This window comes from Colwellia piezophila ATCC BAA-637, assembly GCF_000378625.1.
Lineage (GTDB): Bacteria > Pseudomonadota > Gammaproteobacteria > Enterobacterales > Alteromonadaceae > Colwellia > Colwellia piezophila.
The window spans coordinates 1-26,677 of sequence record NZ_KB905175.1 but is presented as its reverse complement, the minus strand read 5'-3'; the positions used below and the strand labels follow the sequence as shown (position 1 = coordinate 26,677).

The window sequence follows — 26,677 nt, the reverse complement described above, 5'->3', positions numbered from 1 at the left end:
ATTGTCGATTACTATACAAAAAAGCTATAACAAAAAACCTTGCACTTAGGATTAGAGCTATGGTACTAATTTAATAAGTAAGCGAGACCAAAGATTAAAAATACTAATCCGTCTACGCAAAATAAAACAAAGAAATAGATAAAATGCATAAATTTAACTCAATTATTATTAACCTTCTCGTCGTGGTGATTATTAAATCATCTCGAGGGTTTTGTTGAGCTAAAGGAAAAGCATCCAAACAAATACAAACCCTCGCTTCGCAAGAACCGAGGGTTTTCTTTTAGCACTTTTTTACTAAACTTTATTAAGCATTTTATTAAACTTTTCATTAAATATAAAACGCTGTAAATATAGACTTTAACAAGATAACAATTGGAATCATCATGACCGAGAGTAAAACGTTAACAGGCAGCTCATTATTATTTGAAGTGTTACAAGAGCATGGTATACAACATGTTTTTGGCTACCCAGGTGGCGCCATAATGCCGATTTATGACGCTTTATACGACAGTGATGTAAAACATTTTCTATGTCGTCATGAGCAAGGTGCAGCATTTTCCGCTGTTGGATATGCTCGTGCCGCTGGTACTGTTGGTGTCTGTTTCGCTACTTCTGGCCCTGGGGCAACAAACTTGATCACCGGTCTTGCCGATGCGCTAGCCGATTCCATTCCTATTGTTGCCATCACCGGACAAGTTCCTACTGCCGCAATGGGTAGCGATGCTTTTCAAGAAATTGATATTTTTGGTTTATCCCTGGCCTGTACTAAACACTCTTTCCAAGTGACCGATATTAATGAACTGGAAAAAGTATTATATCAAGCCTTTGAAATTGCTCTGGAAGGCCGTCATGGTCCGGTGCTAGTTGATATTCCAAAAGACATACAGCTAGCAGCCGTAACTCAACGTTTTGACAAGTTATCTCACTTAAGAAATAAGGTGAAATTACCGCTTGCCGATATCAGTAAAGCCCTTGAATTATTGACCCATGCCAAACAGCCTATTTTATATGTAGGCGGCGGTGTTGGTATGGCTAATGCCATAGAAGAAGTACGAGATTTTGCCAATAAAACTGGTATGCCCAGTGTATCAACGCTGAAAGGTTTGGGGGCAATTAACCCGGATAATGAAAATTACCTTGGTATGTTAGGTATGCATGGTACCAAAGCAGCCAATATTGCCGTACAGGAAAGTGATTTATTAGTCGTTGTTGGCGCTCGTTTTGATGACCGAGTGACCGGGAAACTAGATGAATTCGCCCCGAATGCCAAGGTTATTCACTTTGATATTGATACCGCTGAAATTAATAAACGCCGTACTGCAGATGCTGCCATTTTGGGTGATTTAAAAGGTAATTTACCGCTATTAACTATGCCGTTAGAAATAAAAGCATGGCAAGAGCAGTTACAGCAAATGAAAACTGATTTTGCTTGGCGATATGATCACCCTGGCGACAATATTTTTGCCCCAGCAGTACTAAAAACTGTCAGTGATTTAATGCCCAGTAATACTTGTGTAACCACAGATGTTGGTCAGCATCAAATGTGGGCGGCACAACATATGAGCTTTGACGATCCAAGTAACTTTTTAACCAGTGGCGGCATGGGAACAATGGGCTTTGGTTTACCCGCAGCAATTGGCGCCCAAATATCACGCCCTCACGATACAGTTATTGTGGTATCGGGGGATGGCTCAATTATGATGAATATCCAAGAATTAGCCACCATCAAACGCTACCAAATCCCAGTAAAAATAGTGCTAATTGATAACGCTAAATTAGGCATGGTTCGCCAGTGGCAAGATTTGTTTTTTGACGGCAGATTAAGCGAAACAGATTTATCAGATAACCCTGATTTTGTCATGTTATCGAGGGCGTTCGATATAAAATCACGGATGATCAATAAAAAGAGCGAGGTGCAAGCTGCCATTGAAGAGATGTTAGATCACGATGGTCCATACTTATTACAAGTAAAAATTGATGCCACAGAAAATGTTTGGCCGTTAGTACCGCCAAATACCGCAAACCATAAAATGATGGAGGGTGTTTAAGATGAATCCGATGACGTTAAATAAGTATCAATTAATCATTATGGCTGATGATAAACAAGTGGTCTTAGAACGGATTTTACAAGTCACTCGTTATCGCGGCTTTCTAATCAACGGCATGAATGCCGAAGTTAATACTGGTAATAATGTTGCTACTATTACTATGACTGTCAGCAGTGAACGTCCTATTTCATTGCTTGTTGATCAAATAAACAAATTGATCGACATCAAGGGTGTCAAAGTAGACAATAGTGACGTGTAAATAAAACAAGCAATGTAATTATTCAAAAAAATAAAAATTCGCTCAACTTTAATTAGCTAGACTCTGATATTTATATCGGGGTTAGCTAGTTAAGTAGCAGCAACAAAATTAGGAAAAGAAAATGGCTAAAGTAAATGCAGAATATATTTGGTTCAACGGTGAACTTATGCCGTGGAAAAACGCTACCGTACATGTAATGAGTCATGCGCTTCATTACGGCTCATCTGTTTTTGAAGGCATTCGTGCCTACAATACCCCTAAGGGTACTTGTATTTTCCGTTTGACTGAACATATTGAACGTTTGTTTGATTCAGCAAAAATTTACCGCATGAATATCCCCTACACAGTTGAAGAAGTGATTCAGGCTTGTAAAGATGCCGTCACTAAAAACAACTTAGATTCAGCTTATCTCCGCCCATTAGCCTTTTTAGGTGATATTGGCATGGGTCTTCGTCCACCTGTCGATGCTAAAGCTGACTTAATGATTGCTGCTTTTAGCTGGGAAGCATACCTAGGCGCTGATGCTATTGAAAATGGCGTTGACGTAGGTGTTTCAAGCTGGAATCGTTTAGCGCCAAATACTATGCCGACAGCGGCGAAAGCGGGTGGTAACTACTTATCTTCTCAGCTTATTTCTGCTGAAGCGCATCGCCATGGTTATACCGAAGGCATCGCCATGGATATCAATAATCAAATCAGTGAAGGCGCTGGTCAAAACTTATTTTTAGTGCGTAAAGGTATTATCTATACCCCACCTGGTGCTGCTTCAATTCTACAGGGTTTAACTCGTGATGCAGTATTCGTCTTAGCAAAAGATTTAGGTTATGAAGTACGTGAAGAAACTATCTCTCGTGAAGCCTTATATCTTGCCGATGAATTCTTTATGACAGGTACAGCTACCGAAATTGTACCAGTGAAATCTGTTGATGGCATAAAAGTAGGTACTGGCTCTCGTGGCCCTATCACTAAAGCTTTACAAGATGCTTTCTTCGGTATTTTTGATGGCACTACCGAAGATAAATGGGGCTGGTTAGAACCGGTAAAATAGTTTTTGCTCTACGTCTTTGCTATTTCGCTAAATTTCATCGTTAAAAGTACTCACTTATACTTATAAGCTGTGCACTTCCTACCTTGAAATTTAGTCGAACTAGCTACGACTTTAATATGCTTTATAGACAATAATCATCATTTTAAAAGTTCATTTGCTTTGGTAGTCATAAAAGTGAATTTTCAAAATCCTATTAGTAAAAAATTAGTTATCAAAACCTTCAATTGGCATGTACAAATCGTGCCTAAATGAAGATCTGTAACCAGTGCTGATAAAGGTGCGGTTCGAAACAGAGCATGACGACTCAAAAGTTAACTGCATAACTTCAAGTAATTGATATTAACCCCTAGGTAAATCTAATGACAGAAACACTAAAAAAAACATCACCTCAAACACCATTAGATTACTTACGCCGTATTCTACTCGCTCCTATTTATGATCTGGCTGTTGAAACTGAATTAACCACGTTAAGCAAGTTATCTTTACGATTAAATAACCAAATTTATCTCAAACGTGAAGATCAACAACCCGTGCATTCTTTTAAGTTACGTGGTGCCTATAACAAACTTAATAGTTTAACTGAAGAGCAATGTATTCATGGCGTTATCGCTGCATCTGCAGGTAATCATGCGCAAGGGTTAGCATTAGCGGCTAAGAAGCTTGGTATAAAAGCAACTATCGTAATGCCCAAGACTACGCCTGATATCAAAGTCGACAATGTTAGGCGTTTTGGTGGTGAAGTACGACTCGTAGGTAATAGTTTTAATGAGGCACAAGCCGCTGCAGTAGAATACGCAAAAGCAGAAAATAAAACCCTTATTCATCCTTTTGATGATGTTGAAGTTATTATTGGCCAAGGTACTGTCGCAAAAGAGCTTTTACAACAATTACCTCATGCGGATGTGGTTTTTATCCCTGTTGGCGGCGGTGGTTTACTGGCCGGTATGGCAGTCTATTTAAAACAACTTAGCCCAAATACTAGAATTATAGGCGTTGAAGCGGAAGATTCAGCCTGTTTAAAAGCGGCGCTTGCCGCTGGCAAACCAGTCGACTTAGAGCAAGTAGGTTTATTTGCCGATGGTGTTGCGGTTAAACGCATTGGTGAAAATACTTTCGGTTTGATTCAAGAGTTTTGTGATGAGGTAATTACGGTATCTACCGATGAAATATGTACATCAATCAAAGATATTTTTGAAGAAACCCGTGTTATCGCTGAGCCTGCTGGCGCACTTTCTTTAGCCGGTTTGCAAAAGTATACGCAAAATAGCAAAGGTAATGAGTCATTAGCGGCAATACTTTCAGGCGCTAATATGAACTTTCATACCTTGCGTTATGTCTCTGAGCGTTGTGAACTCGGCGAGAAAAAAGAAGCCATTTTAGCGGTGACTATCCCTGAAGAAAAAGGTAGTTTTAAGAATTTTTGCCAAGCCATAGGCAACCGGACCATTACCGAGTTTAACTACCGTTATTCGGGCAAGCCGAGCGCAGAAATATTCGTAGGCATTCGTTTAGGCGGTAGTGTGCAAGAGCGTCAACAGTTACTGCAAGGCTTAGTGAAATCTAATTATCAAGTACGTGACTTCACCGATAATGAGCTAGCTAAGCTGCATGTTCGCTACATGATTGGCGGTAAAAGTGCTAATTCAGTTGAAAAAAATGATGAACGTCTATTTAGTTTTGAGTTTCCCGAGCACCCAGGCGCATTAGAAAAATTCTTAGCTGCTATGGGCGAACATTGGAATATCACCCTGTTTCATTACCGCAACCATGGCGCAGCGTTTGGTCAAGTACTTGCTGGCTTCAATCTGGATAAGAGTCAGCAAGGTGAGTTTTTCCAACACCTTGAAACCCTAGGTTATCAGTGGCAAGAAGAAACCGATAACCTTGCTTATCAAACATTCTTGAATTAATACTAGCAACTAAATTCACTCCTAAGCATGTACAATAAAACAAAAGTCTTGACATAATATGTCAAGGCTTTATTGTTATTAACAGTTTAGTTACAAACATAACGTAACAACGATTAATAACAATAAAGGAAAACACATGCTGAAAAATGGAATGACAAAAACCCCAGTCGACCTTGATACCACTAAAATAACCAAGCATATTGGCAAAATTACGGTAGCGATTGTTGCTGGTATTATTTTATGGCAAGTACCCTACACTATTGACGAAGGTCATGTAGGTATCGTTAAACGTTTTGGTGAAGCAACCACGCAAGTGAATCCTGGCTTACATACCAAGATTCCTTTTGCTGACACGGTTGAAGAGATCGAAATTCGTACTCGTAAAAATACTGAAAACCTCAAAGCCTCAACTTTCGAGCAAATGCCAGTGCAAGCACAGGTTTCTGTTAACTGGACGGTAATTCGCGCAGAAGCATTTGAATTATACAAAGGTTACGGTGGTTTAGATCAATTTGAAAACCGTATTTTAGATCCCCGTTTACGCTCAGCCACTAAAGATGCCTTAGCGCGCTTTAAAGCAGAACAAATCATTCAAAATCGCGGACAAGTCATTCAAAAAATAGAAGAAACACTACTTGCGGCCATGATTGATTTTCCGGTAAAACTTGATAGTGTGCAAATTGAAAACTTAGTATTGCCGCAAAAGTACCTACAGAGTATCGAAACCAAACAAACAGAAAAAAACTTAGCCGCCGCTGAAAAACATCGCTTAGATCGTCAAAAGCTTGAAGCACAGCGAGAAGTAAATACCGCAGAAGCCAAACGAGATGCGGAAAAAGCCCGTGCCGATGGTAGCGCTTATGCCATTGAAATTGAAGCTATAGCAGAAGCTCAGGCGATAAGAGTTAAAGGACTAGCGGAAGCGGAAGCTATATTAAAGAAAGCAGAGGCGATTAAAACCAATAAAACCTTGGTTGAATACGTTAAAGCTCAGCGCTGGGACGGAAAATTACCAACCACGGTAATGGGCAGTGGCCAAGATATTTTATGGAATATGAAGGAAAAATAATTCTAATGGGTATAGTACAAAAAACTTGCACTATACCCAGCCCAATAGCTATTTTGAGAAAATAACAATAGTAGCTAAACCCAAGATATAACCCTACTGGAATAACCACATCAAGTTTATTAATAAGGCAAGGTTCAGCTGATTTAATTAGACCAATGGATACGAATTATTTTCCACTCACCCTGCTGCTTTTCTAACACCATAGTTTCCATACTTTGATAATTCTGCTCTTTGCCTTTATATGTTCCGGTAGTTTGACTACGAGACATAGAAACGGCGCTGTTACCCATCACTTTTACATTATGCTCTAAGGTTTTATTATTTACCGCGGCAAGATATTTCATATCCGACAACATATGATGGCTGGCATATTCATCAGCGGAGCGCTCTACGCCGCCGCCTTCAAATATTTGTACATCATCGGCGAGTAACAGACGGGCGGTAACTTTGTCGCTTGTCCTTAGGGCATGATGAAAACGCTTAACGACCTTAGCTGCCATAGAATCAACACCAATAAACATGCTAGATTTCGCGGCTGCTTTTTTAGTATCGTCATGAGCATAACTTGTTGGTATAAGGGTCGAAAATAGTAAGGTGAAACATAGTAATTTATAATTTTTCATTCACTTATCTCTCTTAAATAAATAGATTTTTTAATTTGTGTTTAAGTTTAATTTTGGTTTAGTGGTCAGGGCCAACAACAGTAGTCAGCCAAGTGGTTGTTAGTAAAATCAGCAAGGCTAAAACCATTTCCCATTGAATAGAACGAGCCAAGGCTTTGGTAGCCTGCTCACTTTTTATCAGCTTAGCTACCAAGTTAAATTTATGATGCGCTGCGATCAGCAATATACCCATGACTAAAGCAAGTTTGAGTAAAAAGCTTTGTCCATAACTGGTGAAAAACAAGCTGTGTATTGAGCCTATTAGTTGGTACGCTACTATTAGCCCACAAAGTATTAATAATGAAACCATATAGCTAGCATAGTAACCAAACTGCTGCATAACTTTATGTAAATCCGCTGCGGATAAAACCCCGCAAGCTTTCCAGAGCGGCCAAAGTGAGCCTAACCAGCAGAAAACCAACAGTACATGTAAATTAAGCAACAATTGGCTAGTCAAATTCATCTCTGCGGTATGTCCGATAATACTGAACGAACGCGCAAGCAATATGACACTTATCATAAAAGTAGCGGCAAAGATGTTGCGATACTGTCCAGTTGCCGTTAACTTAGTCACTGAAATTAAAGCCAACAGTAAACCAGTAAGGCGATACAAGAGTGCATCTCCCGCATTGGATTGCCACAACAAGTTGTTATAAAAGGGGTCAAAAACACCTGACAGCCCTGATTCAGCAAAAGCACCGACTTGCATAAAAAAATTCAACAGTGTGCCAACTATGCCAATAAAGAGTAGGAGCTGACAATGCTGCCGTAAATTAAATGGCTGTTCTCTTTGGATAACTAACCAATGGATGAAAACACCACCAACGGAGCCAGCTATACCAATGTATATCATTAACTTGCTGATAATAATTGCGATGTCCCAGGGTGATATTTCCATGTTAAAAGCTCCTAATGACTATGCTTGCCATTAGACGGGTTATCTTTATGCTTTTTCATGCCCTGAGTCTTAGTCTGCCCATGAACCATAAAAGCAAACTTGCCTTTCATTTTATGCGCATCTTTTCCCATAATGGTCCAATTAACTTGGTAGTTGCTGCTTGGTAATAGGGGTAAAGCTAGACTGTAATTAGCCGATGTTTTTGCCGAAGGTTTAAATTCAATCGGCATCAGAGCACCGTTTTGATCTGACACGGTAAGTTTCACTAAATGAACATCTTTAGTAAACGCTAACTGCAATAATTTTGGACTTGCCATTAACATGGCACCGTCTTTTGGTAATGAAGATTTTAAGCCTGCATGGGCTAAAACCGATGAAGAAATAAATAATAAAGTAACCGTCAATAAAATTTTAATGGTATTCATGTGTGTTCCTAAGTGTTGCTTAACAAGGTAAACGTACTGCCATAACGCGCAGTGTTATAAGTGATTTTAGTACTAATATGATTTATAGAGCAGCGTAAAGTATTACTACAAGACAAGTTAACCGGCATTGGTGACAACCAATATTGAAGAGACTAAGCAGTCAAAGTGCCTGATACAAACTATGCAGTAGACGGCCCAAATTTTGGACACATTTATGCTCTATTTAGCTTAAGTATTGGCGGTCGGTATAGGGAGATTAGACGCGGGCTAAGAGCTAGGCTAACAATGGATGGTATCTTCAACGAAGAAGTCAGATTGAGCTCTGTATTGGAAATTTTGGTCAATACGGCTAAGGTTGAGCAACCACCAATGAAACAACTACAGTCATTTACGCAACAATCCATAGTAGGATTATCGACATCACTCGCCATTTGATCAGCACTGTGAGCCATCATTGCCATATCATGAGGTTGTTCCTGCAAGTTTTCTGCATTCATACTCATCATCTGATAAGGCATAAGGGTAGACGCTATGACTTGACCGATAAAGGTCAAACACAGTAGCAGCACCAATAAGGCTTTAGTGAAAGTAGGCAACATAGTAACTCACGAAGAATAAGAATCACTTTTATGTTACACAAAAAATCACGTCATTCAAGAACATTTTATTTACAACAAGTCACTTTTACCTTAATAAACTATAATTTTGGAAGTTTAGTGCACAGCTAAAGCTAATCAAAACAAAGGTAAACACAAGGTAAACAAAAGGTAAACAATGAGAAAATGACTAAATAAAATAACATCGTTTAGACCATAAAAGTCTAGTGGTCCACCGATAAATAACTATCCTTATCTCCTTAGCCAGTTTTACCGAGAAGCATGGAGAGAATGTTAGTCAATCGATATTACTCAGCTGGAATTGCCGCATCAATTTTCTTTAATGAGCGTAAAAACAAACCTAAACCACCCATTGCCAAAACTAAGATGACAATTAAATCAAACGATGTCATCGTTCTCATGCTAAAACGAATAGAGGAAATTACGCCAAAGATAAGACCGGTAATTGCGCCTAAAGCTAATACCCAGCCAAGCGGATTTTTACTGTTATAGAAAATAATACCTACCCCAAACATAAAAGGAATCATCACCATACCGCTAGTGATACTGTAACTACCGCCCATAGCCGAGAAGCCGTATAAGCGCATACCCATACCAAAACTTGAACTAACGGTAATAGCATTGAGCAGTAAATAAAAACCACCGCACATCATTACCAAACCAATAAAAAACTGTCCTAAACCACCTGACGTACCACCTGCTCCGCGCATAAAAATCCTTACTTATAAAATAATTTAATTCAATTGAAAGGCATTGATATTACCTGAGCTAAGGTAAAAATGGCAAGATAACAAATGAACAGTTATTGATATCTTGCTTTTAATGATACTAAAATCAACATTCTTATTGCCTAGTTGTCTGTTGCTTGTGCCTACTTTTATAAATAAAACAGTAAAGTCGATATTTTGCAAGCCGTTACTCAAGGTGCCGGTCTACGCATACGCCCTATTATGATGACCGGCGGCATGGCTAGCGCGATGTTATTAACCTTGTTAGTACAACCAACATTATTTTATTTATGGCGCGCATCAGGTTTAAAGGACATTAATGCTAACTAATTAAAGTAGAGTTCATTAGCAGTAAGTGGCTCCAGTAGCCGCTTACTGCTGTCACTTGTCTGCATCACTAGCCGTTTGCCGTTACTTATAGTACTTACTATTATCACTAGCTATTTAGCTATAGAATAAGACCATGAATAAAGTCACTATCAAGCTATTGCAGCTTAGCCTCATATTTTTGTTGTCCTGGTCAAGTATTGCCATCAAGCCAACCCAAGCAAAAGCCTTAACGGTTGTCTCTGATGAGTGGTGCCCTTACGTTTGCGATGATCGTGCTTTACCTGGGTTCTTGGTTGAAATAGTCCATGAGATAGCCAGGGACAATGCCCTAAAGATACAATTTTCCTTAATGCCGTTAGCACGAGCGTTAAAGCTCGCTAAAAAGAACAAAGTCGACATACTGCTTGCTTTAACTCCGCAACATATTGCTGACTTTCAATTGCAGAAAAGTCAGTTAAGTTTTGGCGGATTATATAATGATTTTTATGTAAGGGCAGGCCACTCTTGGCGCTTTCAGAGTATGACTCACTTATCCTCGACCTTAAAAGACAATGCTATTTTAGGCACTATCAATGGTTATCATTATGGTGAACAGCTAAATCAGTTACTTAGAAGCAATACTGAACATGTATATCGCGCCAGTGGTTACTCACCCTTAAAAAAGCTGTTGAAAATGCTACAAATGAGCCGATTAGATATTTTGATAGACTCTAGGTTTACCGTGCAATACCAATTGTCAAAACTAAGCGAATCACCGATTATTTATGCAGGTACCCAAGGGGACTTTACCCCGTTATTTTTAGGCTTTTCATCTTTACTCAGCAAGGAGCAAGTCCAGCTGTTTGATAGCGGCTTAATGACACTTAGACAAAGTGGTAAGCTAGACGCTATATTAGCAAAATATGCTCTTACCGACTGGCAACAGCAAGCACCGACTGACAGCCGTAATATGTCACTCAATAGAGAACTTATTCACTAGGCTCGCACACTACTTTTAAAGGATTTACATGCATTTTTTCAAATTAACACTGCTCGCTAGCATGGCTAGTCTACTACTTTTAGCTGTCGCTCCCGCCATCGCAAACAATACTTACCCTCCCTTAGATAAACATCAATGGACTTATGATACTGACCCCTATGGCAGTGAGGCGATCATTAATGAAAAGCTCATTCGCCATGGTGGTATTTGGATTAAGTTTAAGCGGGTGCCGCGTATCGATGAAAAACGTAATTCTTGGGTTGAGTTGATTCATAAACTGCCGACAATGTCTTTGGCAGGCAATAAAAAAATACGCTTAACCTACCAGTGCGATATTCCATTGCTCATTAAACTATCACAGCAAGAATATGGTAAAAATGGCGATCAAAGTTATGCTCATTATCAAATAAAGTTACCGGCGACGAAACAATGGCGCACCACTGAGGTTGATTTAAAGGACTTCTACAGACCTGATTGGACCCCAGACAGTTCAACCGATTTTGGCTTATTACCTGAACATATAGATGCTATTTATTTAACGCCAAGTTTAACCGATAAAGACGGTGGCGAAGCTATATTACAAGTCCGCGCGATTGAGTTATTACCTTAAAATGTATACTTAATTCACTGGTTATGTTTATCACAGCTCTTAAGTAGCTTGTCTTTACACGCCACGTTGTCAGTAACATCTGGCTGGCAAGTAGGTTTTAGTGAAAATCATACCTATCTAGTTTAATTAATAGCCATGATACCAATCGGACTAATTAATTGATCACTTAGCGAGAATTAAAAGGCTTAGAGGCAAGACATTGATTGAAGAGAATGGTTATTCCCTTGTCAAAATCAATAACGCCGCATATAAGCCTTTTAAACTCGCCCTTCGGGAACTCGGTAGCAAACTGATAACGTCACAAAATGAATGAAATATAGAATAACTATGTTTAACTCATTTTGTTGGTTCTAAGCTCACTAACGTAGTTCTAAGTTGGTCAGTTAATTAATCCGTTTGGTATTACCCCCCATAAGCAATGCTCAAGGGGAAGTTAATGGCTTATTAGTCGCTAGTGCGAAGCTGCATAGGCTTCAGCGGCTTTCCATACACGCATCACGTTTCCTGAAAGAATTTTAGCAATATCTTGCTCGCTATAACCACGATCAAGCAATCCTTCAATTAAGTTAGGGTACGAAGCCACGTCTTTTAGGTTTGTTGGTAAGCTGTCACCAACACCATCATAGTCAGAGCCAATACCAACATAATCAATGCCAACTAATTTCACCACATGGTCAAAGTGATCAAGCACATCACTTAGGCTAGAAAAAGGGTATGGATTGTTAGTTTTGTATTGCTCTTTAAACGCTTTAACTTCAACACTGTTTGCTTCAACGTTGTTTTCAGCGCTAAAGGTCTTTATCGCTAGTTTACGTAACTTGCCATAATCAATAGCCTTTTGAGAGATAAAGCTTGAACCAAAGTTAATTTGGATTACGCCACCATTTTTCGCAAGCGCTATAATCATGTCATCACTCATATTACGTTCAAAACCTGGGGTAAAGTGACGCGCTGAAGAGTGAGAAGCAATTACCGGTACTTTAGTTACCGCCATAACATCATAAAAAGCGTCATCAGAGATATGAGAAACATCAACCATGACGCCAATATTATTCATCTCTGCTACTAAGGTTTTACCGAAATCAGTTAAACCGCCAGCGGGGCGATTTTCATCATAAGAAGAATCTGAAATGTGGTTCGCTTTTGAATGGGTTAAGGTGATATAGCGAATACCGCGATCATAAAAATGTTTAAGATTGGCTAAATCGCCTTCAATGGGACTGCCGTTTTCCATACCCATAGGCAATGAAATGATGCCTTTGGCAAAGTTGGCTTCAATCTCTGCCGTTGAATAAGCTAAAGCAAATTTATCGGGTGCCTCTGTGACTATCGCTTCAACCATAGTGATCAATTTATCGGCAAGCGCTTTACTACCACCACTTTGCTCAAGTCTGGCTGGAATATAAATCGACATAAAAGGTGCATCTAAACCACCCGCAACGGCTCTGGGGAAATCAAAATCGCCATGTTCAGTGTGAGCAGAAACGTTTTCAAATTTGCTTTCTAAGCGGTATGGCACATCAATATGGCCATCAGTAATAATATATTTTTTAGCTATTACTTCGGCTAATACCGCATGATTAGCAGCTGCAACTTGCTCAACGTTAGTTGAGGATGTCACGACGTTGCTACTATTTGGCGTGGCAGTTTTAGGGGCTTGGCAACCACTGACAACAACACCTAAGGATAAAACCACACCGGCCATTAACGGAGAAAGTTTAAAGGGTAAATTTTTAACACGCTTACTGCTTATTGATTTCATTATTATTATCTTTTCGCATTTAAAAAATCACTTTGCCAATGCTATGCACTAATGTCAAAGCATAAGCACCAAATAGAGATAAAATAGAGTTTCTACAAGGTGAATGGATTTTTTAGCCATGTTCAGCTCGAATCCCAGTCCACCATAATAATCACGTCAAAGCAGTTGCTACTCACTGGCCTAAAGCTATTAACCGCCAAGAAAACACCGCCTAAAAGGCTGTTCCTGTCCTTAATGCCAAGTATTTTTTATAATAACATCAACAGAGTGCTATTTAAGATCACATCTTAATACGTTATCATTCCGGCATGTAACACATGTTATATATTTAGGCGTTTATTTGAATGCCTCATTTTAAAATACAGATAGGAAAAATAATGAAAAAATTATTCCAAGGAACTTTACTTTTATCAACATTATTACTTGGCTCTCAAGTCTATGCCAATGAAGTGGAAGTTGAAGCCCCAGTAGAAAAAAACTGGAGTGTTGGCATTGGCTCTTATGCGTTCACCTTAGCAGGTGATAACAGCTCCAGCTCAGACCTAGATTTCAGTGGTTTCAACTTAGTAGCAGGTTATGCCTTTAATAATCACTTTCAAATAAGAGCTACTTATTTTTCACTAGACAATGATACTTTTGCCCTAGAAAGTTCAGGCTTTGATGTGATGGCATACGGTGGTGTCGGTTTATCAAAACGTGGTTTTAGAGGTTACGGTGGTGCCGGTTTCTTTTCTGATAAGTGGAGCGAGGCAGGTGGTAGTGAGTCTTTTACGGGTATTCAAGCGGGTGGTGGCGTAGGTTATAACTGGGGACCTGTCGCGTTAGATTTTGTATTAACACTTCGCCAAGCGGATAAGTATGACGGTTTTGTGCCTAAATCTGGCAGCTACGTTGCAATGTCAGGCAATTTAAGTGTTTCCTACTTATTTTAAATAATGACTAGATAAAATAGCAAGTATTGTGAGCCGTTGTTTAAACGGCTCATTGAATGCTAAAAGTCTTTAGTTCTATTTTTTTTAGCACTGTTATTTCTTCAGGCCGTGGACACTATACTCACCACTGACGGTCAGTTTCACTGTCACTGCTTTATCTGACTTGTTTTTCCAGTACCAGCCATGAATACCGGCAAAAGGTGTAGTAAAACTGCCCTTCATGCCAGCTAAGGTAGCAATAGCATAACTTTCATAATAGCCAGTGGTATCACCTTCAGGTTCGCCATGTAAATCAAAGAAAAGCTCGTCACCACCCGTTTGCCATTGATATTCCATTTTCTTAAATTGCGCCATAGTAAACTTATACTCAACACCACGTCCCGCAGGTACCACTACCTCGATAATATCCGTTGCATCTTTGCTCACTGTCTTTGCTTCAGCCGTTTGTTGGCCATCAATTTTAACGACACTAGCGGCAGGGTTTGCTAGCGCGGTTAAACCCATTTTAGCGCCAAGACCTGTTGGGTCGATATTGTATTCAGCCGGTAAAATAAAACTAACTAAGACTAAAACGGCAATAGCCAAAGCAATGAGGGTTGATTTGAGTAAAGCTTTAGTGGATAACGTATGTTGCATATCTATTTCTCTTCTTTTTAGTTCAGAACTCTTCAATTGAGTTATTTTTTTCATTGGATAACTAGTTAATTTAACTAGTAAAATATCCGGTTAATTGAAAGCCTATCAACATAAAACCGGCACTCATTAATAAGGTGTTACTCGCGGTTGAAAACTGCTGAAAAGAATGATGTTTTCGCCAAAAACTAATCACCAGCAATATAATTGTTAGCGCGGCAAACTGTCCTAGTTCCACCCCTAAATTAAAAGCAATTAAGTTAGCCAATAAGCCATCTTGCGGAAGTTGAAATTCTTGTAATTTTGTCGCTAAACCAAAACCGTGGAATAAGCCAAAAATCAATACGGCTACTTTAGCATTGGGGCTAAAACCTAAAGTGCGTTTAAAGCCCCCTAAGTTATCAAAGCCCTTGTAAACAACAGAAAACCCGATAATGGCATCAATGATATAAGCATTCACTTGTATGTCAGACAGCACACCAAATAATAAAGTTAAACTGTGTCCCAAGGTAAACATACTGACATACAACAGGATATCTCTACTCTTATATAAGAAAAAGATAACGCCTGCTAAAAACAGTAAGTGATCGTAACCGGTCACCATATGTTTAGCGCCAATATACATAAAAGCGAAAAATTGCACGCCGGTATTATTTAACAAAAACAACCGAGTACTCTCATCAACACCGTGGGCTACGGCATCAAAAGCGCTTAAGCCCACCAGGCACAAGACCATCACAATTACGGCTAAGCGATTACTACTAGAAAACATTTAATAACTCCGATTTTTACAGTATCAATTTAATCAATGGCACACGTGTGACAACGGCGACAGAAACTATAAGATAAAACATTGCCGACATCATGACAGTTAAATTGATACTGACAAGTCGTTAGCTTAAAATATTAAAAAGCTAGCTGGAAATATATTTAAACAAATGCTTGTGCCGCTTTAATATCGAATGGGTTAAGATGCATACGCAACCATTATTCAGGTACTTTTTCAGACCATGCGCTATAGCTTTAAAGATTTTGAATTTGACAGTGACAGTTTAGTGCTCAGACAAAATGGCCAGTCATTGGCCATTCGCCACAACGAGGCTAAGGTTCTGGCACTATTGCTTGGACAAACCGCCAAGGTATTCAGTAAAGAAGAAATTTTATCGCAAGTTTGGCAAGATAAAGTGGTTTCTGAACAAGCGGTATTTCAAAACATCAGCCATTTAAGAAGCTTATTTGGTAATGGCGCCATTAAAACTTTTCCAAAACGTGGCTATCAATGGCAATTAGCCGCTGACTCAGTATCAACTGAGACTAAGCTCACTGAAAAAAATGCGCCAACACCTACTGCGACTATCTCATCTAGCAACTTAGCGAACATTTCTCCAAGTAAAGCGCAGAGCAAAACCAAAAGTTATTGGCCCTATGCACTCCTTGCCAGCATGATGCTGATTATCATTATTTCATTCAATTTTAAAAATAAAGCCAGCACAGCAAACCAAACGGCACTGAAGAAAATTGCTTATATTCCTATTTCACACAGCCAAGATGAGCAAAAATTTTCTCTTGTCGACAATGAATTTTTTGATTTTACTGCGTTAAACAACATTACCACTGATGAGTTTCACAATAACCTGGAGTTAACCTATCCAGAGTTAGCGCAAACACACCCGTTGATATTAACCGCACAGATACGCCGCCACAAGCAACACAGTTATATCGACTTTCTGGTTAAAGGGCCATCTGGCGATTGGCAAGGGCAGTTATCCGGCGCTTCGAACGCAGCAGTACTCGAAAAACTGCAAAAACATTTACAGCAGAAAGTTATTTATAACTTACTCAATACGGCTCAAACCCCTGAGCTTAAACAAGCAAACTTATCTATTGCCCATCAACAATCTCCCAAAGATCTCATCATTTTGGGTGTATTAATCGATGTTTATATCATGACCAATGAACTGGAAAAAGCCATGGTCATGGCAGACAAGTTAGCCAAACTTTCTGAACAACAAGGCAATTGGCAGCAGCTAGGCAACGCTTTGCTTTTTCAAAGTAAAGTACTTACCCGTAAAGAACTCTATGATTTAAGCGCTCACAAGCTCACCACAGCTATTAGTTACTTTGAACAAATTGGTGATTTAAAACGCCAAGCCGATGCCTGGTATGCTCATTCATGGTTAGACCATCAAGAAGATGATTACCCTGCCATTAAAGAAAGTTTACTCAAGTCTGCAAGTCTATCGTTAAAGGCTAATGATATTCCGCGTGAACTAGAAGCCCTTACCTACCTATCAATACTGGCCTATAAACATAGTGAAGCTGACGATAAATACTTGTACTTACAGCAAGCTGAAAATAAGATGAAAAGCTATCAGCTGCCAATTTATCATTTTGCCAAAATCCCCTTTCATTATGCTTTTTTTGCCCAAACGACCTCGGATAAAGAGCCTCATTGGAAACAAGTACTTGAGTATACTCGATTAACCCCAGATCATTGGGTTGCCCAAGCGAGTCGAAAAGCACTGATGCGGCATTTTATTAAACAAAATAGACTAACTGAGGCTAATGCGCTGCTTGATAATGCCAGTACTGATAATGCCCAAAATTCGTATTTGAAAGCCTTAATAGCACAAGCGAATCAAGATAATGAACAGTTTAATCATCATGCTCAGCGTAGCTTCGAACAAGCTCGACTTGGGGGCGAAACCCGACTAAGTTTGGATATTGCCCTGCTATTATGTAGTGAAACCAGTGCTCAAGTTAATTACGATTTTTATTCTCAGTACATCAATGACAATGCCGACAGCAATTGGCGACGGGATAATAAAGAAAAGTTATTGGCACTTAACTTTTAGCTTGCTCTGCCTTTAGCAGCTCAATCATCATCTGATGCATCGCTAGGCTTGGCGTTTGCTTTTCCTGCTTGGCGTCGCGGTGGCGACAAAACATTTTAAATAGGCTCTAGCCCCGCTTATTCAATGTTCACTAATACCACATTGCTGACCTAAGGTTTTAGAACCACAAAGACTACTGTGGGGCCGTAAGCGGTCATAAATTGCTTGTTAAAATCAATCTATGAAGCAGTCACTAAGATACGAAAGCTGACGCTATGGAGTTATAGAATATGGACGTGTCTTTACGCAAATTGGAAATGAATTGTAATTTCCGCTATAACCTCAAGAACAATCATTACAGTTGGATTTGTATGGTTAACTTCGTCACTTGGAGTCGTACTAAGGTATGAATTGTTGAGCTGAATACAACTGCTTATGTCTAAAAATATCAAGTAAATATTATCTGCGTTTACAGGTCACTAGACGATTAATTATCTAGTAATTGGGATCAAATAGTTCCTGATGATTATTCCCATGAATTGCTATTATTTTTTCACTTAAAATAACTGTTTATTATCTGACTGATCTTGGCAAAACCAATGGGTTTTTGTGCTATATAAGAAAACTCATGATCATGTTTTGCTCGTTTCTCCAAGTTTTTAAAGTAACCAGTCAATAAAATCACCGGACAATTAGGTCGTATAAAACGAACATTATCGAGAATTTCTGTCCCACCTTGTAAAAAGTCCCCAATAATAAAATCAGTGATAACCACATCAAAATTATCAGGATGACCTTTTATATAGTTAATTGCTGATTTCACATCTGAATAGGATTGCACTTCGTAACCTAACTCTTGTAGCATTTCAACAATGGAAGCTTGGGTACCTAAGTCGTCTTCAATATAAAGTATACGCCCTGAACCACGTATGAGTTCAGTTGAAAACGGATGAGGGATATGCGCAACATCTTTGTGTGGAGGGGATATAGGCAAATATATTGTAAATGTCGAACCAGAGCCTACTTTTGATTCGACCTGAATAGACCCATTATGATTTTTGACTATTGTTTGACAAGAACTCAAGCCTAGTCCATGCCCCTTATCCTTTGTGGTAAAATATGGCTTAAAGATATCTTCTTTTTGATCTTCGGAAATTCCAACCCCATTATCTTTAATTGAAACGGCAAAGTAGTTACCAGAGCTTAGTCCTAAAGTTCCCGATGCCTTAATTTTGCATTTATTAACAGCTACGATTATTTTTTCATTATCTGTTGACGCCTGAGAAGCATTGATCAGTAAGTTATTCAACACTTGATGGATTTGATTAACATCAGCATAAAGAAAATCTTCGAGGTTATTAGCTTCATATCTGATGGATGCTTTAATGCTAGGCTGCACAAAAGCAATGCTTTCTTCAATCATTGAGGAGAGATTACAGACTACTTTTGTTACTTGGCCACGTTCAGAGTAATTCATAAACTTCTCTGTTAAGACTGAAGCACGCTTTGTAGCATTTTCAATATTGTCCAAGTATTTTATAATGTTACTTTCTTCAGTACTACTAGCTATTTTCATCTTTGCCATCTGACTAGAAGCGAGAATCATTGCAAGAATGTTATTGAAGTCATGTGCGAGTCCGGCAGCAAGGGTACCTAAAGAATCAAGTTTTTGAATCGCTATATTTTCATCCTCGATACGTTTTCGTTCGGTAATGTCGTGAAAGGCACCTAAAATTCCGATGATGTTGCCGTTTTTATCGGTTAAAGGGATCTTACTCGTTTCAAGCCATGCAATTCGACCATTGGCTTGCTTTTGGCTTTCAATAATATTCACTTCAGCCTTTCCAGAGTCCATAACGCGTCGGTCACATTCACGAAAAAAATCAGCCTCTTCTTCTGTCCAAGGTAAATCGTAGTCTGTTTTTCCAATGTAGTCTTTCGGAGAGTCAAGTCCTGCAATATCGGCAAGTGCTTGATTACACCCGAGCCCAACACTATTAAAGTCTTTCCAAAAGACACAAAACGGCAGCGTATCTAAAACGGATTGAAACAACTCTGTTGATGGCAGTGATGTAGGGTCGTTAGAATTCATGTAAAAGATTCCAATTGATGATAATGATAAGAAACAAGACAGTCTTTAACTATAGTTCAAAAATGAGAATCCAGATGAAGTACTTGTTTATAAAGTTTAAATTTTATTTAAAGGTCAACAACTTAAGCTGTAGTCATGACATTACATTACATTACGTTTAGCAAACATAATGAGCATAGGGCTTCATCTATTTATGTTTGCTTATATTCCTATCGTTAACCTTGTTTTTTATACCTTCGATTTATTGATTTGATCAGCTTTATTATATTAGTTAGCCATTTGAACACAGCCAAAAGGTCATCTTTTAGCGAGCAGAAGTCATAATGGTATCATCGATGCTAACGTCCGCTTTAAGCCTTGGAGCTGCCGTTAGTGAAGCAATCTCTAGAGTCAGCAAAGCGCACCAAGAAGTCATTAGCGGTAAACTATTTTTCACTATTCATTGGTTAAAAGCTAAGGCTCACTTTTACCACATACCTGCCATTAGCTTTGCTCAAGTTAATGACAAGTATAGAACTGAAAGCTGACGATAACGCCCCCATAATTCCTGGGCAATATTGGCGCACTATTTTGCAGTCTTTTTGCAAAATGTGCGCTGCCATTAGAGCAGAATAGTATTTAGAAAACAAATCAGCTTGGTTTCTGTTTTTAGATATGAGTATAAACCATAACAAAAACAACCAGTTCAAAGGTAAATTACACTTAATGGAAACATAGCTATTCTCAATTTTCATCATTACTGAATACTAACTGAGGTTTTTTATATTCAGTTCACTAAAAAACTTGTAAAAAGCTCGCCATACCTTGGTCACCATGCTCTAAAATATGACAATGATATAACCAGCCACCCGAGGTTGTTTCGGTCGGCTCTTTGCCGGAAGCGAAAATTTGTCCTTCTCTACCCTCATCACCAAAGTGAATTGCTAACCGAGTGATTGACCATGATCTACCTTCATCCATGCTTGGGATGCGAGGAATATGGATGGTGTCTTTGAGTTCTATCCTTGGTGCTGGCACAATTTTATTGTTCTCTGGCTCATCTAAATCAACATACTCGGTTTCAATTAACTGGAACATAAAGCCGTGTATATGAAAGTTATGATCCCCCATTACGGTGTTTTTAATTTCAATAATACGGGTATCGTTAACATTTACCCTGGGAGCCATTTCGGCAGTAACGTCTTTAAAGGCTATGCCCTTGTTATTGAGCATAGTGACAAAAAAGTGAACATCGCCATTTGCATCTGGCTCTTCGTGGCCAAAAATAACAGGAATGATGGGGGCATTGGTTACCACTGTTTTTTCTGTGGCACGTAATAATGCTGGTGGCTGATAATCAGGGTTAACATCAGCATTGTCAGTACCTGCCTGTACTAACGTAATTGTGGCTATGGTGATAGGGGCTTGCTGACCATCACCAGACATCATCTCCATGATAACTTCGCCTGTGTCTTTATCGATACAGGTATTGTGACGACCACGACGATAATCATGCCATTGAACATTTAAAGTTTCGCCAACATAGCCGTGGGGAACAACAATAAAGTCGGCACGTTCACCGGGAGTTAGAAAAATACCCTTGCTAAGATCAGGGTCCGATATTCGGCCATCATTCATGGTCATGCCGCCGTTCATTCCCATGTCCATACCGTTATCCATATTCATACACTGCATATCCATATCGTCCATGTCATCTAAATACTCTTGAGGTATTTTAATACGTTGAATTGATTCAGTGGTAATTGGCGCTTGTAGTAAGCCGGCATCACCGCCAATGCGGTACAGTGTATGATCGGGAATTGAGAGTCGCATGAACCGGGTATTGGCGGTATTAACTACGCGGATACGTTGCGGCTCACCAATAGGCCATTCCATTTCAGGATTAACTAAGCCGTTGATTAATAACCTATTTCCTTCTCGCCCGTTGACTTGAACTTTCGCTCGTTCAGCGGGATCTTCAGGATCTCCAACCTCAACTAATCTGCCCCTGTGCCCCAAAAGCACATCATCGATAACCCAGTGATGCTCTTTTTTAGGTAACTCTAATGCGATGTCTTCATCAGGATCATGAACCACCAGCATGCCTTGCAAGCCTAGTTCGATTTGCTCGTTACCACGCATATGCGGGTGATACCAAAAAGTAGAGGCTCTTAATAACTTAAATTTATAGGTAAACTGTTTACCCGGTTGAATGGCTTTTTGGGCAATAAAACTACCGTCCATATTGGCGGGTAATTCAACGCCATGCCAATGTACAGTTGTTGATTCAGGTAATTTATTGGTGAAATTTACAATTAAGGTATCGCCAACATTGGCATTAATCACTGGGCCGGGAACCATACCGTTGTATGACCAAATCACAGAAGTAACATCTGTTTGATATTCGATTTCACTGACTTGTGCCGTTAAATTAACTTCTACAATTTTGGGATCTGAATTGATATCTTTTAATACTTGCCCATTTATATTTTTGGAAAAACCAAAACTACTAATACCATCGGCATTAGCCTTAACGTCATTTTTATTTGTTTGCTCATCATCCTGAACACAGCCAGATAAAAGCAGCATTGTGAGCAATGCTATCTGAGATATTCTGTTCATTTGTACTTTACGTAACCTTCGTTGACCTATAGAAAGGGGCAATGTAACATACTTCGTTTTTTGTTACCTCATGGTAGCTTAATAAAAATAGTCAATATTACGCCAAAACGTATTACTAAGGGTCTGTTGGTTCGCTCTATGATGAGGGTTATTTATTTATATTCTTATCAACTCATCTTTACATTTTTCAGCACTAATTTAGTCACCTTTTAACCAGAATAATGGTCAATTGACCTGGAACAAAAATAATGAAATTAGCATTCTCCGTTATCACTTCTGTCTTGATACTAAATAGCACAATTGTTGTCGCCAATGAATTAAGTGGTTATGGAACAGCCCATGGTTCTGTTGATGCAACCCGAGTATCTGATGACGGCCGAACATCTTTATCAAGTAATTCATCACATGTGGGAGTAAAAGGGAACTATCAACTAAATAGCGATTACGTCTTGTTATTTCAATACGAACAGGGAGTCGATATTTTTCTTCAGGGGGATCTTGATGGTAATACCGACAACAACAACAACAATAACAATAACAATAAGTTACTAACAGATACACGTACCTCTTTTCTCGGTTTACGTGGTAACTTGGGTCAGATAAAAGTTGGTCATTTAGCGGCGTTAGACCAATGGACTAATGATTACAATTTATTCCGCAATCAAGTGGGTGATTTACGTAATCTCTGGGCAGATTCAGGTTTAGCAGGCCGTTCAGATAAGGTTGTTTCTTATTCGTCACCAAGGTTCAATAATATGCTTCAAGATGTCAGTGTTTCACTCAGCTATAAGTTTGAAGACGGCCATCAAGATAACAGCCACATTATTATGAAAGGGAATTACCAGCATGACCGATTAAAAGTTGGTGTGGCGCTGGCGAGCTTTGCACAGGCAGAAAACAATGCCTCTGAGCATACTCTGGTAGCGTTCACCAGTAGTTACAGTCTTGACTATTTCACTTTTGGCGGCGGCTTACAAAGTGAGTTTAATGTCAAAGGCAAAGATAATAGCGACAGAGATAGTGTGTTTTTTGGTAGTACAGTTAAATTTTCCGATAAGGGAAAATTTAAGCTACAAATCTCACGAAGCATAGGCACAGGTGTTGACCGTGATGCCATTATGTTCGCCTGGGGTTACGACTATCAATTAAACGCCAATACTTTACTGTATGCAGCCTATGCTTATACTGCCAATGAATATAATGTTGCCTTTAATGTTAATGGCAAGGGACACGGCGATAAAGTTGATCTCGAATTAGGTGAAAGTCCAGGTGCGTTTTCTATTGGCATAATCTACAACTTTGATGTCGATTTAACTGACCACTTCTAAGATGGAGGAAGTAGCGCGACCCAGAAAAACCTGAGCGGTTGGCGGCATAATAAATTAAACGCTCTTATTAAGAATGACGCGACTATTCTTATTTATCAGAGTGATGAAAAGAGCTAGCTGTTTTTTGTCCTTATTAAACAGCTAGCTCTTTATTTCTTGCAGATGATTATATAAATGCATCAGATGCGCTTTTTCATATTCATCTTTTGTTAGTTCACCATATGCAAAGTGCGGGGCAAGAGCCCCCTGATAACTATCAAACTCAATCAATGATTTTTTCAAGCGATTTAGAGCTATTATTGAGTCTAAATTTTTAGTAAGTGTTGGGGCGCTTGGAATTGGTTCATTTAACCCGTGAGTCATCTTGCCTTTAGATGAAAAAATTGAGAATGCTAATTTACCAACTGTGCTCTTAAAAAAACTCGATTTATGTTCTGGAAATTGAGACATTGAAAACTCTACACTTTGTGCGCAATGTGTAAATATTTGATACGGATCCCATTCACCCAAATTTAGAAGGTTTTCATTAGATAATTCATCTAGCTTTTTTAAAGCAAAGTCGACTGTAAGGCTATCTTTGCTTCTCTCTTCAATGAGGTGAAATGCCCCAGCACCTATTCCTATAATAGCCGCCCCACTTGCAAGTGAAGCTTTAATAAACTGCCTACGTTTCATACCACTTCCTTAAAGAGCTAACGCCCTGTTAACAAGCAAAAAATTGTTGGCTATAATGTGTAGCCGAGCGAAACTCAGCCAACTGCTGCGTGTTTGTTCTTAATGCGTTTACGTAATGATAAAAATTGCGCACCAACCCCAATAATATAAGTAATCAAGAAAAACAAATAGAAGCCTTTCAATAATGGATCTTCAATACTCGTAACGATAGGTGCATCCGTCGGTAATCGCATCAGGCCATCGGTAATTGCCGGGATCATATGAAACAATAACGTTGCCGAGTAACTCATGGCTTGAATATAAGGTGAAAACTTTGCAAACAAACGAGTGTTAGACGCAATCGTTCCAACTGCTAGAGCAAGTAAGGTTAGTATCGCCAACGCATGCGCCGCACCAAATCCACCATGTCTAAAGATAGCCAAAGCGGTAGTCGCAGCAATTAAAGTACAAATCAAATAAATTTTACCGGCCTTGTGTTCAGGTAAAATAAACTTGAATCTAACTAATGAGTAAAAGCCTGCTACCAGCGCGATTATAGCAATACCGGTGTGGAACCAGCCGAACAATGAAATTTCAGGCATAACGTTTTTTCCAATTTAAAATTGATTAGTATGCATTGTGCACAATATAATTGTCAACAATGATAATTGAAAGATTAGTCACACACAAGTATATTGTGCAAAATACAACTCGAGTAAATTGGATTGAATAATAATGACTAAAGCAACCGACTCGACCGATAACGACTCAACACCGCAGCTTTTATTAGAGAATCAAATCTGCTTTTCTTTATATAGCGCTGCCAATGCGATGATACGCGCCTATCGGCCCTTATTAGATACATTAAACCTGACGTATCCACAGTATCTGGTTATGCTGGTGCTATGGCGTAATAACGGCATTAATGTCAAAAATTTAGGCAATAAACTACGTCTGGATTCTGGCACTATTACACCTTTACTCAAACGGTTTGAAGCTAAAGGAATAATTGTTAGAAAACGAAATGATGTAGATGAACGAAGTCGCGATATGTCTTTGACTGAGGTTGGAGAAAAGCTCAAGCAGAAGCGGCACAAATACCAGAAACTATTTTTAGTAAAAGCGGCTTAAAATCAGAACAACTGTTTGCGTTAAAATCCATCTGTGATCAACTCAGCCAAAACCTAGCATCAAAGAGTTAACTAATATGGCTTACCGCTGACGTTATGCTCTTGTTGAGTGTCTTCATTAATTACGTTCCTAAGCCCTATTGATCGATAACTTAATCATTAGAAAAAGCATCTCATTTTTGAACTATTTCTGTCGTCTATACGCACCAAGAGTACACGTTACAAAGTGAACACTGAACGACCGCTGTAGTGGCGTAGATGCCAGCCAGGGTGAGTAAGATCAAGGTTGATACTTCTTAACCTGCAAGCTCATTATAGTCGTTGACATTTAATCTCTAAACAGTAACGTGGAGCCTAAAGCAGACCTTAACCCCTGCATACTTTTACAGCATCTAAATGTTTCTGTAATACTGACGTCACTACTTCAAAACGTGATGGTAGCACTCTGTTTCTCTTTTTCACCATATATAAAGTTTCTATTACTGTTTTTTTGAGGTTAAATATTTTTAAATGTTGCGGCTCTTGGAAAGTATCTACAGCACTTTTTGGTAATACGGTAAAACCTAACCCTTTTGCTACGGGTTGCAATATTTGGCTTATTTGATTGACATAACCAGTAACTGGGATCTCCTTAATACTCAAGTGAGTAAAATCTGATTCCTGACTTTGTGCTAAATAAAGCGATAAATAATGCTCTGCATCAGGGTGATCAATAAGACCAAGCTCTGTTAATAAATTTTTGCCATAAACGTCAGTTTCAACACTAGCGGGAAGCACTAAGCAAAGTTGCTCTCGGCCAAGCTCCACTACATCAAATAGGCTATGGATTGGCGCATCAGTGATGATACCAAGGTCAATTATTCCCGTTTGTATTTCATTTAATATCTGATGATTAGGCGCTGCTTTTAGTTTAACAACAAGCTGAGGGTGCTGAACTTGTAAATCCAATAACTTAGGATAAAGCATCAGAGCAAGTGCACCAGAGCAAGCTAAAGTACAATCGCCAGAAAGCGGGTCGTCGAACGCTAACAGTTCCATTAACCCTTGCTCATTTTTAACTAATTGCCCTGCATATTGATAAACTAACCTGCCCTGCTCAGTTACTTCGAAGCTCTTTTTTTCTCTGCG

At 39.1% G+C, this 26,677-nt stretch carries 25 protein-coding genes and 1 pseudogene; 13 read left to right on the top strand and 13 right to left on the bottom strand.

Going from position 1 to position 26,677, the window contains the following annotated elements; all coding sequences use genetic code 11:
• Nucleotides 1-383: 383 nt before the first annotated feature.
• The 5 genes from ilvG (at nt 384) to F580_RS0120995 (ending at nt 6,334) form a co-directional block, all read left to right on the top strand.
• On the top strand, nt 384-2,048 hold the full coding sequence (gene ilvG / locus F580_RS0121015) for an acetolactate synthase 2 catalytic subunit (RefSeq protein WP_019029740.1): 1,665 nt from the start codon (nt 384-386) through the stop codon (nt 2,046-2,048).
• Between the two features lies 1 nt (nt 2,049).
• A complete protein-coding gene (ilvM, locus tag F580_RS0121010) occupies nt 2,050-2,307 on the top strand; it encodes an acetolactate synthase 2 small subunit (RefSeq protein WP_019029739.1) in 258 nt (85 codons plus the stop codon).
• A 121-nt stretch (nt 2,308-2,428) separates the two neighbouring features.
• Nucleotides 2,429-3,355, top strand: a complete 927-nt coding sequence (locus F580_RS0121005; RefSeq protein WP_019029738.1) for a branched-chain amino acid transaminase — start codon at nt 2,429-2,431, stop codon at nt 3,353-3,355.
• Nucleotides 3,356-3,714: 359 nt separating this feature from the next.
• Entirely contained in the window at nt 3,715-5,265 is a 1,551-nt protein-coding gene (gene ilvA / locus F580_RS0121000) for a threonine ammonia-lyase, biosynthetic (protein WP_019029737.1), read from the top strand.
• Nucleotides 5,266-5,401: 136 nt separating this feature from the next.
• On the top strand, nt 5,402-6,334 hold the full coding sequence (locus F580_RS0120995) for a prohibitin family protein (protein ID WP_019029736.1): 933 nt from the start codon (nt 5,402-5,404) through the stop codon (nt 6,332-6,334).
• 143 nt (nt 6,335-6,477) lie between these two features.
• Here F580_RS0120995 and F580_RS0120990 read toward each other — a convergent pair whose 3' ends face one another.
• The 5 genes from F580_RS0120990 to F580_RS0120970 form a co-directional block, all read right to left on the bottom strand.
• Nucleotides 6,478-6,957 carry a nuclear transport factor 2 family protein gene (locus F580_RS0120990; RefSeq protein WP_019029735.1) on the bottom strand — a complete coding sequence of 160 codons (480 nt, stop codon included), beginning with the start codon at nt 6,955-6,957 and terminating at the stop codon, nt 6,478-6,480.
• 58 nt (nt 6,958-7,015) lie between these two features.
• Nucleotides 7,016-7,894, bottom strand: coding sequence for a copper resistance D family protein (locus F580_RS0120985; RefSeq protein ID WP_019029734.1), 879 nt, complete (start codon nt 7,892-7,894; stop codon nt 7,016-7,018).
• A gap of 11 nt (nt 7,895-7,905) precedes the next feature.
• A complete protein-coding gene (locus tag F580_RS0120980; protein ID WP_019029733.1) occupies nt 7,906-8,319 on the bottom strand; it encodes a copper resistance CopC family protein in 414 nt (137 codons plus the stop codon).
• A gap of 212 nt (nt 8,320-8,531) precedes the next feature.
• The gene (locus F580_RS26130; RefSeq protein ID WP_245560665.1) at nt 8,532-8,918 is read right to left on the bottom strand and encodes a hypothetical protein; all 387 of its coding nucleotides are present in this window, start codon (nt 8,916-8,918) and stop codon (nt 8,532-8,534) included.
• Between the two features lie 305 nt (nt 8,919-9,223).
• Nucleotides 9,224-9,646 (bottom strand): hypothetical protein, encoded by a 423-nt coding sequence (locus F580_RS0120970; protein WP_019029731.1) that lies wholly within the window; start codon nt 9,644-9,646, stop codon nt 9,224-9,226.
• A gap of 195 nt (nt 9,647-9,841) precedes the next feature.
• Here F580_RS0120970 and F580_RS26505 point away from each other — a divergent pair, with 195 nt between their 5' ends.
• The 3 genes from F580_RS26505 to F580_RS0120955 all read left to right on the top strand — a co-directional run bounded on the left by F580_RS26505 (nt 9,842) and on the right by F580_RS0120955 (nt 11,583).
• Complete coding sequence (locus tag F580_RS26505) at nt 9,842-9,994, top strand: hypothetical protein (RefSeq protein ID WP_019029730.1); 153 nt, start codon at nt 9,842-9,844, stop codon at nt 9,992-9,994.
• Nucleotides 9,995-10,127: 133 nt separating this feature from the next.
• Nucleotides 10,128-10,973 (top strand): substrate-binding periplasmic protein, encoded by an 846-nt coding sequence (locus F580_RS0120960; RefSeq protein ID WP_019029729.1) that lies wholly within the window; start codon nt 10,128-10,130, stop codon nt 10,971-10,973.
• A gap of 28 nt (nt 10,974-11,001) precedes the next feature.
• Nucleotides 11,002-11,583, top strand: coding sequence for a hypothetical protein (locus F580_RS0120955; protein WP_019029728.1), 582 nt, complete (start codon nt 11,002-11,004; stop codon nt 11,581-11,583).
• A 451-nt stretch (nt 11,584-12,034) separates the two neighbouring features.
• On the opposite strand, the gene F580_RS0120950 is transcribed toward F580_RS0120955, so the two are convergent.
• Nucleotides 12,035-13,345: a dipeptidase gene (locus F580_RS0120950; protein WP_019029727.1), complete on the bottom strand. Its 1,311-nt coding sequence runs from the start codon at nt 13,343-13,345 to the stop codon at nt 12,035-12,037.
• A gap of 377 nt (nt 13,346-13,722) precedes the next feature.
• On the opposite strand from F580_RS0120950, the gene F580_RS0120945 reads away from it, so the two are divergent.
• Nucleotides 13,723-14,277, top strand: coding sequence for a hypothetical protein (locus F580_RS0120945; protein WP_019029726.1), 555 nt, complete (start codon nt 13,723-13,725; stop codon nt 14,275-14,277).
• Nucleotides 14,278-14,370: 93 nt separating this feature from the next.
• Here F580_RS0120945 and F580_RS0120940 read toward each other — a convergent pair whose 3' ends face one another.
• Nucleotides 14,371-14,913, bottom strand: coding sequence for a hypothetical protein (locus F580_RS0120940; protein ID WP_019029725.1), 543 nt, complete (start codon nt 14,911-14,913; stop codon nt 14,371-14,373).
• A 70-nt stretch (nt 14,914-14,983) separates the two neighbouring features.
• Complete coding sequence (locus tag F580_RS0120935) at nt 14,984-15,682, bottom strand: HupE/UreJ family protein (protein WP_019029724.1); 699 nt, start codon at nt 15,680-15,682, stop codon at nt 14,984-14,986.
• 238 nt (nt 15,683-15,920) lie between these two features.
• Here F580_RS0120935 and F580_RS0120930 point away from each other — a divergent pair, with 238 nt between their 5' ends.
• Complete coding sequence (locus F580_RS0120930) at nt 15,921-17,765, top strand: transcriptional regulator (protein WP_019029723.1); 1,845 nt, start codon at nt 15,921-15,923, stop codon at nt 17,763-17,765.
• A gap of 532 nt (nt 17,766-18,297) precedes the next feature.
• On the opposite strand, the gene F580_RS0120920 is transcribed toward F580_RS0120930, so the two are convergent.
• Nucleotides 18,298-19,836, bottom strand: coding sequence for an ATP-binding protein (locus F580_RS0120920; RefSeq protein WP_019029721.1), 1,539 nt, complete (start codon nt 19,834-19,836; stop codon nt 18,298-18,300).
• Nucleotides 19,837-20,171: 335 nt separating this feature from the next.
• Here F580_RS0120920 and F580_RS0120915 point away from each other — a divergent pair, with 335 nt between their 5' ends.
• Nucleotides 20,172-20,363 carry a hypothetical protein gene (locus F580_RS0120915; RefSeq protein WP_157443202.1) on the top strand — a complete coding sequence of 64 codons (192 nt, stop codon included), beginning with the start codon at nt 20,172-20,174 and terminating at the stop codon, nt 20,361-20,363.
• A gap of 247 nt (nt 20,364-20,610) precedes the next feature.
• Here F580_RS0120915 and F580_RS25740 read toward each other — a convergent pair whose 3' ends face one another.
• Nucleotides 20,611-22,437: a multicopper oxidase family protein gene (locus F580_RS25740; RefSeq protein ID WP_083927033.1), complete on the bottom strand. Its 1,827-nt coding sequence runs from the start codon at nt 22,435-22,437 to the stop codon at nt 20,611-20,613.
• A 248-nt stretch (nt 22,438-22,685) separates the two neighbouring features.
• On the opposite strand from F580_RS25740, the gene F580_RS0120905 reads away from it, so the two are divergent.
• A complete protein-coding gene (locus F580_RS0120905) occupies nt 22,686-23,765 on the top strand; it encodes a porin (RefSeq protein ID WP_019029718.1) in 1,080 nt (359 codons plus the stop codon).
• Between the two features lie 141 nt (nt 23,766-23,906).
• On the opposite strand, the gene F580_RS0120900 is transcribed toward F580_RS0120905, so the two are convergent.
• Nucleotides 23,907-24,440: a DUF1569 domain-containing protein gene (locus F580_RS0120900; RefSeq protein ID WP_019029717.1), complete on the bottom strand. Its 534-nt coding sequence runs from the start codon at nt 24,438-24,440 to the stop codon at nt 23,907-23,909.
• A gap of 74 nt (nt 24,441-24,514) precedes the next feature.
• Nucleotides 24,515-25,021, bottom strand: coding sequence for a hypothetical protein (locus F580_RS0120895; RefSeq protein ID WP_019029716.1), 507 nt, complete (start codon nt 25,019-25,021; stop codon nt 24,515-24,517).
• Between the two features lie 133 nt (nt 25,022-25,154).
• Here F580_RS0120895 and ohrR point away from each other — a divergent pair.
• Nucleotides 25,155-25,621: pseudogene (gene ohrR, locus F580_RS25130) on the top strand (transcriptional regulator OhrR).
• Nucleotides 25,622-25,915: 294 nt separating this feature from the next.
• Here the strand turns inward: ohrR and F580_RS0120885 are convergent.
• A partial coding sequence (locus F580_RS0120885) for a LysR family transcriptional regulator (protein WP_019029714.1) occupies nt 25,916-26,677 on the bottom strand: 762 nt, incomplete at its 5' end.

What these genes read in the sequence shown, in the direction of transcription:
- ilvG (WP_019029740.1), top strand. Translation starts at nt 384, where the DNA reads ATGACCGAGAGTAAAACGTTAACAGGCAGCTCATTATTATTTGAAGTG.
- ilvM (WP_019029739.1), top strand. Translation starts at nt 2,050, where the DNA reads ATGAATCCGATGACGTTAAATAAGTATCAATTAATCATTATGGCTGAT.
- F580_RS0121005 (WP_019029738.1), top strand. Translation starts at nt 2,429, where the DNA reads ATGGCTAAAGTAAATGCAGAATATATTTGGTTCAACGGTGAACTTATG.
- ilvA (WP_019029737.1), top strand. Translation starts at nt 3,715, where the DNA reads ATGACAGAAACACTAAAAAAAACATCACCTCAAACACCATTAGATTAC.
- F580_RS0120995 (WP_019029736.1), top strand. Translation starts at nt 5,402, where the DNA reads ATGCTGAAAAATGGAATGACAAAAACCCCAGTCGACCTTGATACCACT.
- F580_RS0120990 (WP_019029735.1), bottom strand. Translation starts at nt 6,957, where the DNA reads ATGAAAAATTATAAATTACTATGTTTCACCTTACTATTTTCGACCCTT.
- F580_RS0120985 (WP_019029734.1), bottom strand. Translation starts at nt 7,894, where the DNA reads ATGGAAATATCACCCTGGGACATCGCAATTATTATCAGCAAGTTAATG.
- F580_RS0120980 (WP_019029733.1), bottom strand. Translation starts at nt 8,319, where the DNA reads ATGAATACCATTAAAATTTTATTGACGGTTACTTTATTATTTATTTCT.
- F580_RS26130 (WP_245560665.1), bottom strand. Translation starts at nt 8,918, where the DNA reads ATGTTGCCTACTTTCACTAAAGCCTTATTGGTGCTGCTACTGTGTTTG.
- F580_RS0120970 (WP_019029731.1), bottom strand. Translation starts at nt 9,646, where the DNA reads ATGCGCGGAGCAGGTGGTACGTCAGGTGGTTTAGGACAGTTTTTTATT.
- F580_RS0120960 (WP_019029729.1), top strand. Translation starts at nt 10,128, where the DNA reads ATGAATAAAGTCACTATCAAGCTATTGCAGCTTAGCCTCATATTTTTG.
- F580_RS0120955 (WP_019029728.1), top strand. Translation starts at nt 11,002, where the DNA reads ATGCATTTTTTCAAATTAACACTGCTCGCTAGCATGGCTAGTCTACTA.
- F580_RS0120950 (WP_019029727.1), bottom strand. Translation starts at nt 13,345, where the DNA reads ATGAAATCAATAAGCAGTAAGCGTGTTAAAAATTTACCCTTTAAACTT.
- F580_RS0120945 (WP_019029726.1), top strand. Translation starts at nt 13,723, where the DNA reads ATGAAAAAATTATTCCAAGGAACTTTACTTTTATCAACATTATTACTT.
- F580_RS0120940 (WP_019029725.1), bottom strand. Translation starts at nt 14,913, where the DNA reads ATGCAACATACGTTATCCACTAAAGCTTTACTCAAATCAACCCTCATT.
- F580_RS0120935 (WP_019029724.1), bottom strand. Translation starts at nt 15,682, where the DNA reads ATGTTTTCTAGTAGTAATCGCTTAGCCGTAATTGTGATGGTCTTGTGC.
- F580_RS0120930 (WP_019029723.1), top strand. Translation starts at nt 15,921, where the DNA reads ATGCGCTATAGCTTTAAAGATTTTGAATTTGACAGTGACAGTTTAGTG.
- F580_RS0120920 (WP_019029721.1), bottom strand. Translation starts at nt 19,836, where the DNA reads ATGAATTCTAACGACCCTACATCACTGCCATCAACAGAGTTGTTTCAA.
- F580_RS0120915 (WP_157443202.1), top strand. Translation starts at nt 20,172, where the DNA reads ATGCTAACGTCCGCTTTAAGCCTTGGAGCTGCCGTTAGTGAAGCAATC.
- F580_RS25740 (WP_083927033.1), bottom strand. Translation starts at nt 22,437, where the DNA reads ATGAACAGAATATCTCAGATAGCATTGCTCACAATGCTGCTTTTATCT.
- F580_RS0120905 (WP_019029718.1), top strand. Translation starts at nt 22,686, where the DNA reads ATGAAATTAGCATTCTCCGTTATCACTTCTGTCTTGATACTAAATAGC.
- F580_RS0120900 (WP_019029717.1), bottom strand. Translation starts at nt 24,440, where the DNA reads ATGAAACGTAGGCAGTTTATTAAAGCTTCACTTGCAAGTGGGGCGGCT.
- F580_RS0120895 (WP_019029716.1), bottom strand. Translation starts at nt 25,021, where the DNA reads ATGCCTGAAATTTCATTGTTCGGCTGGTTCCACACCGGTATTGCTATA.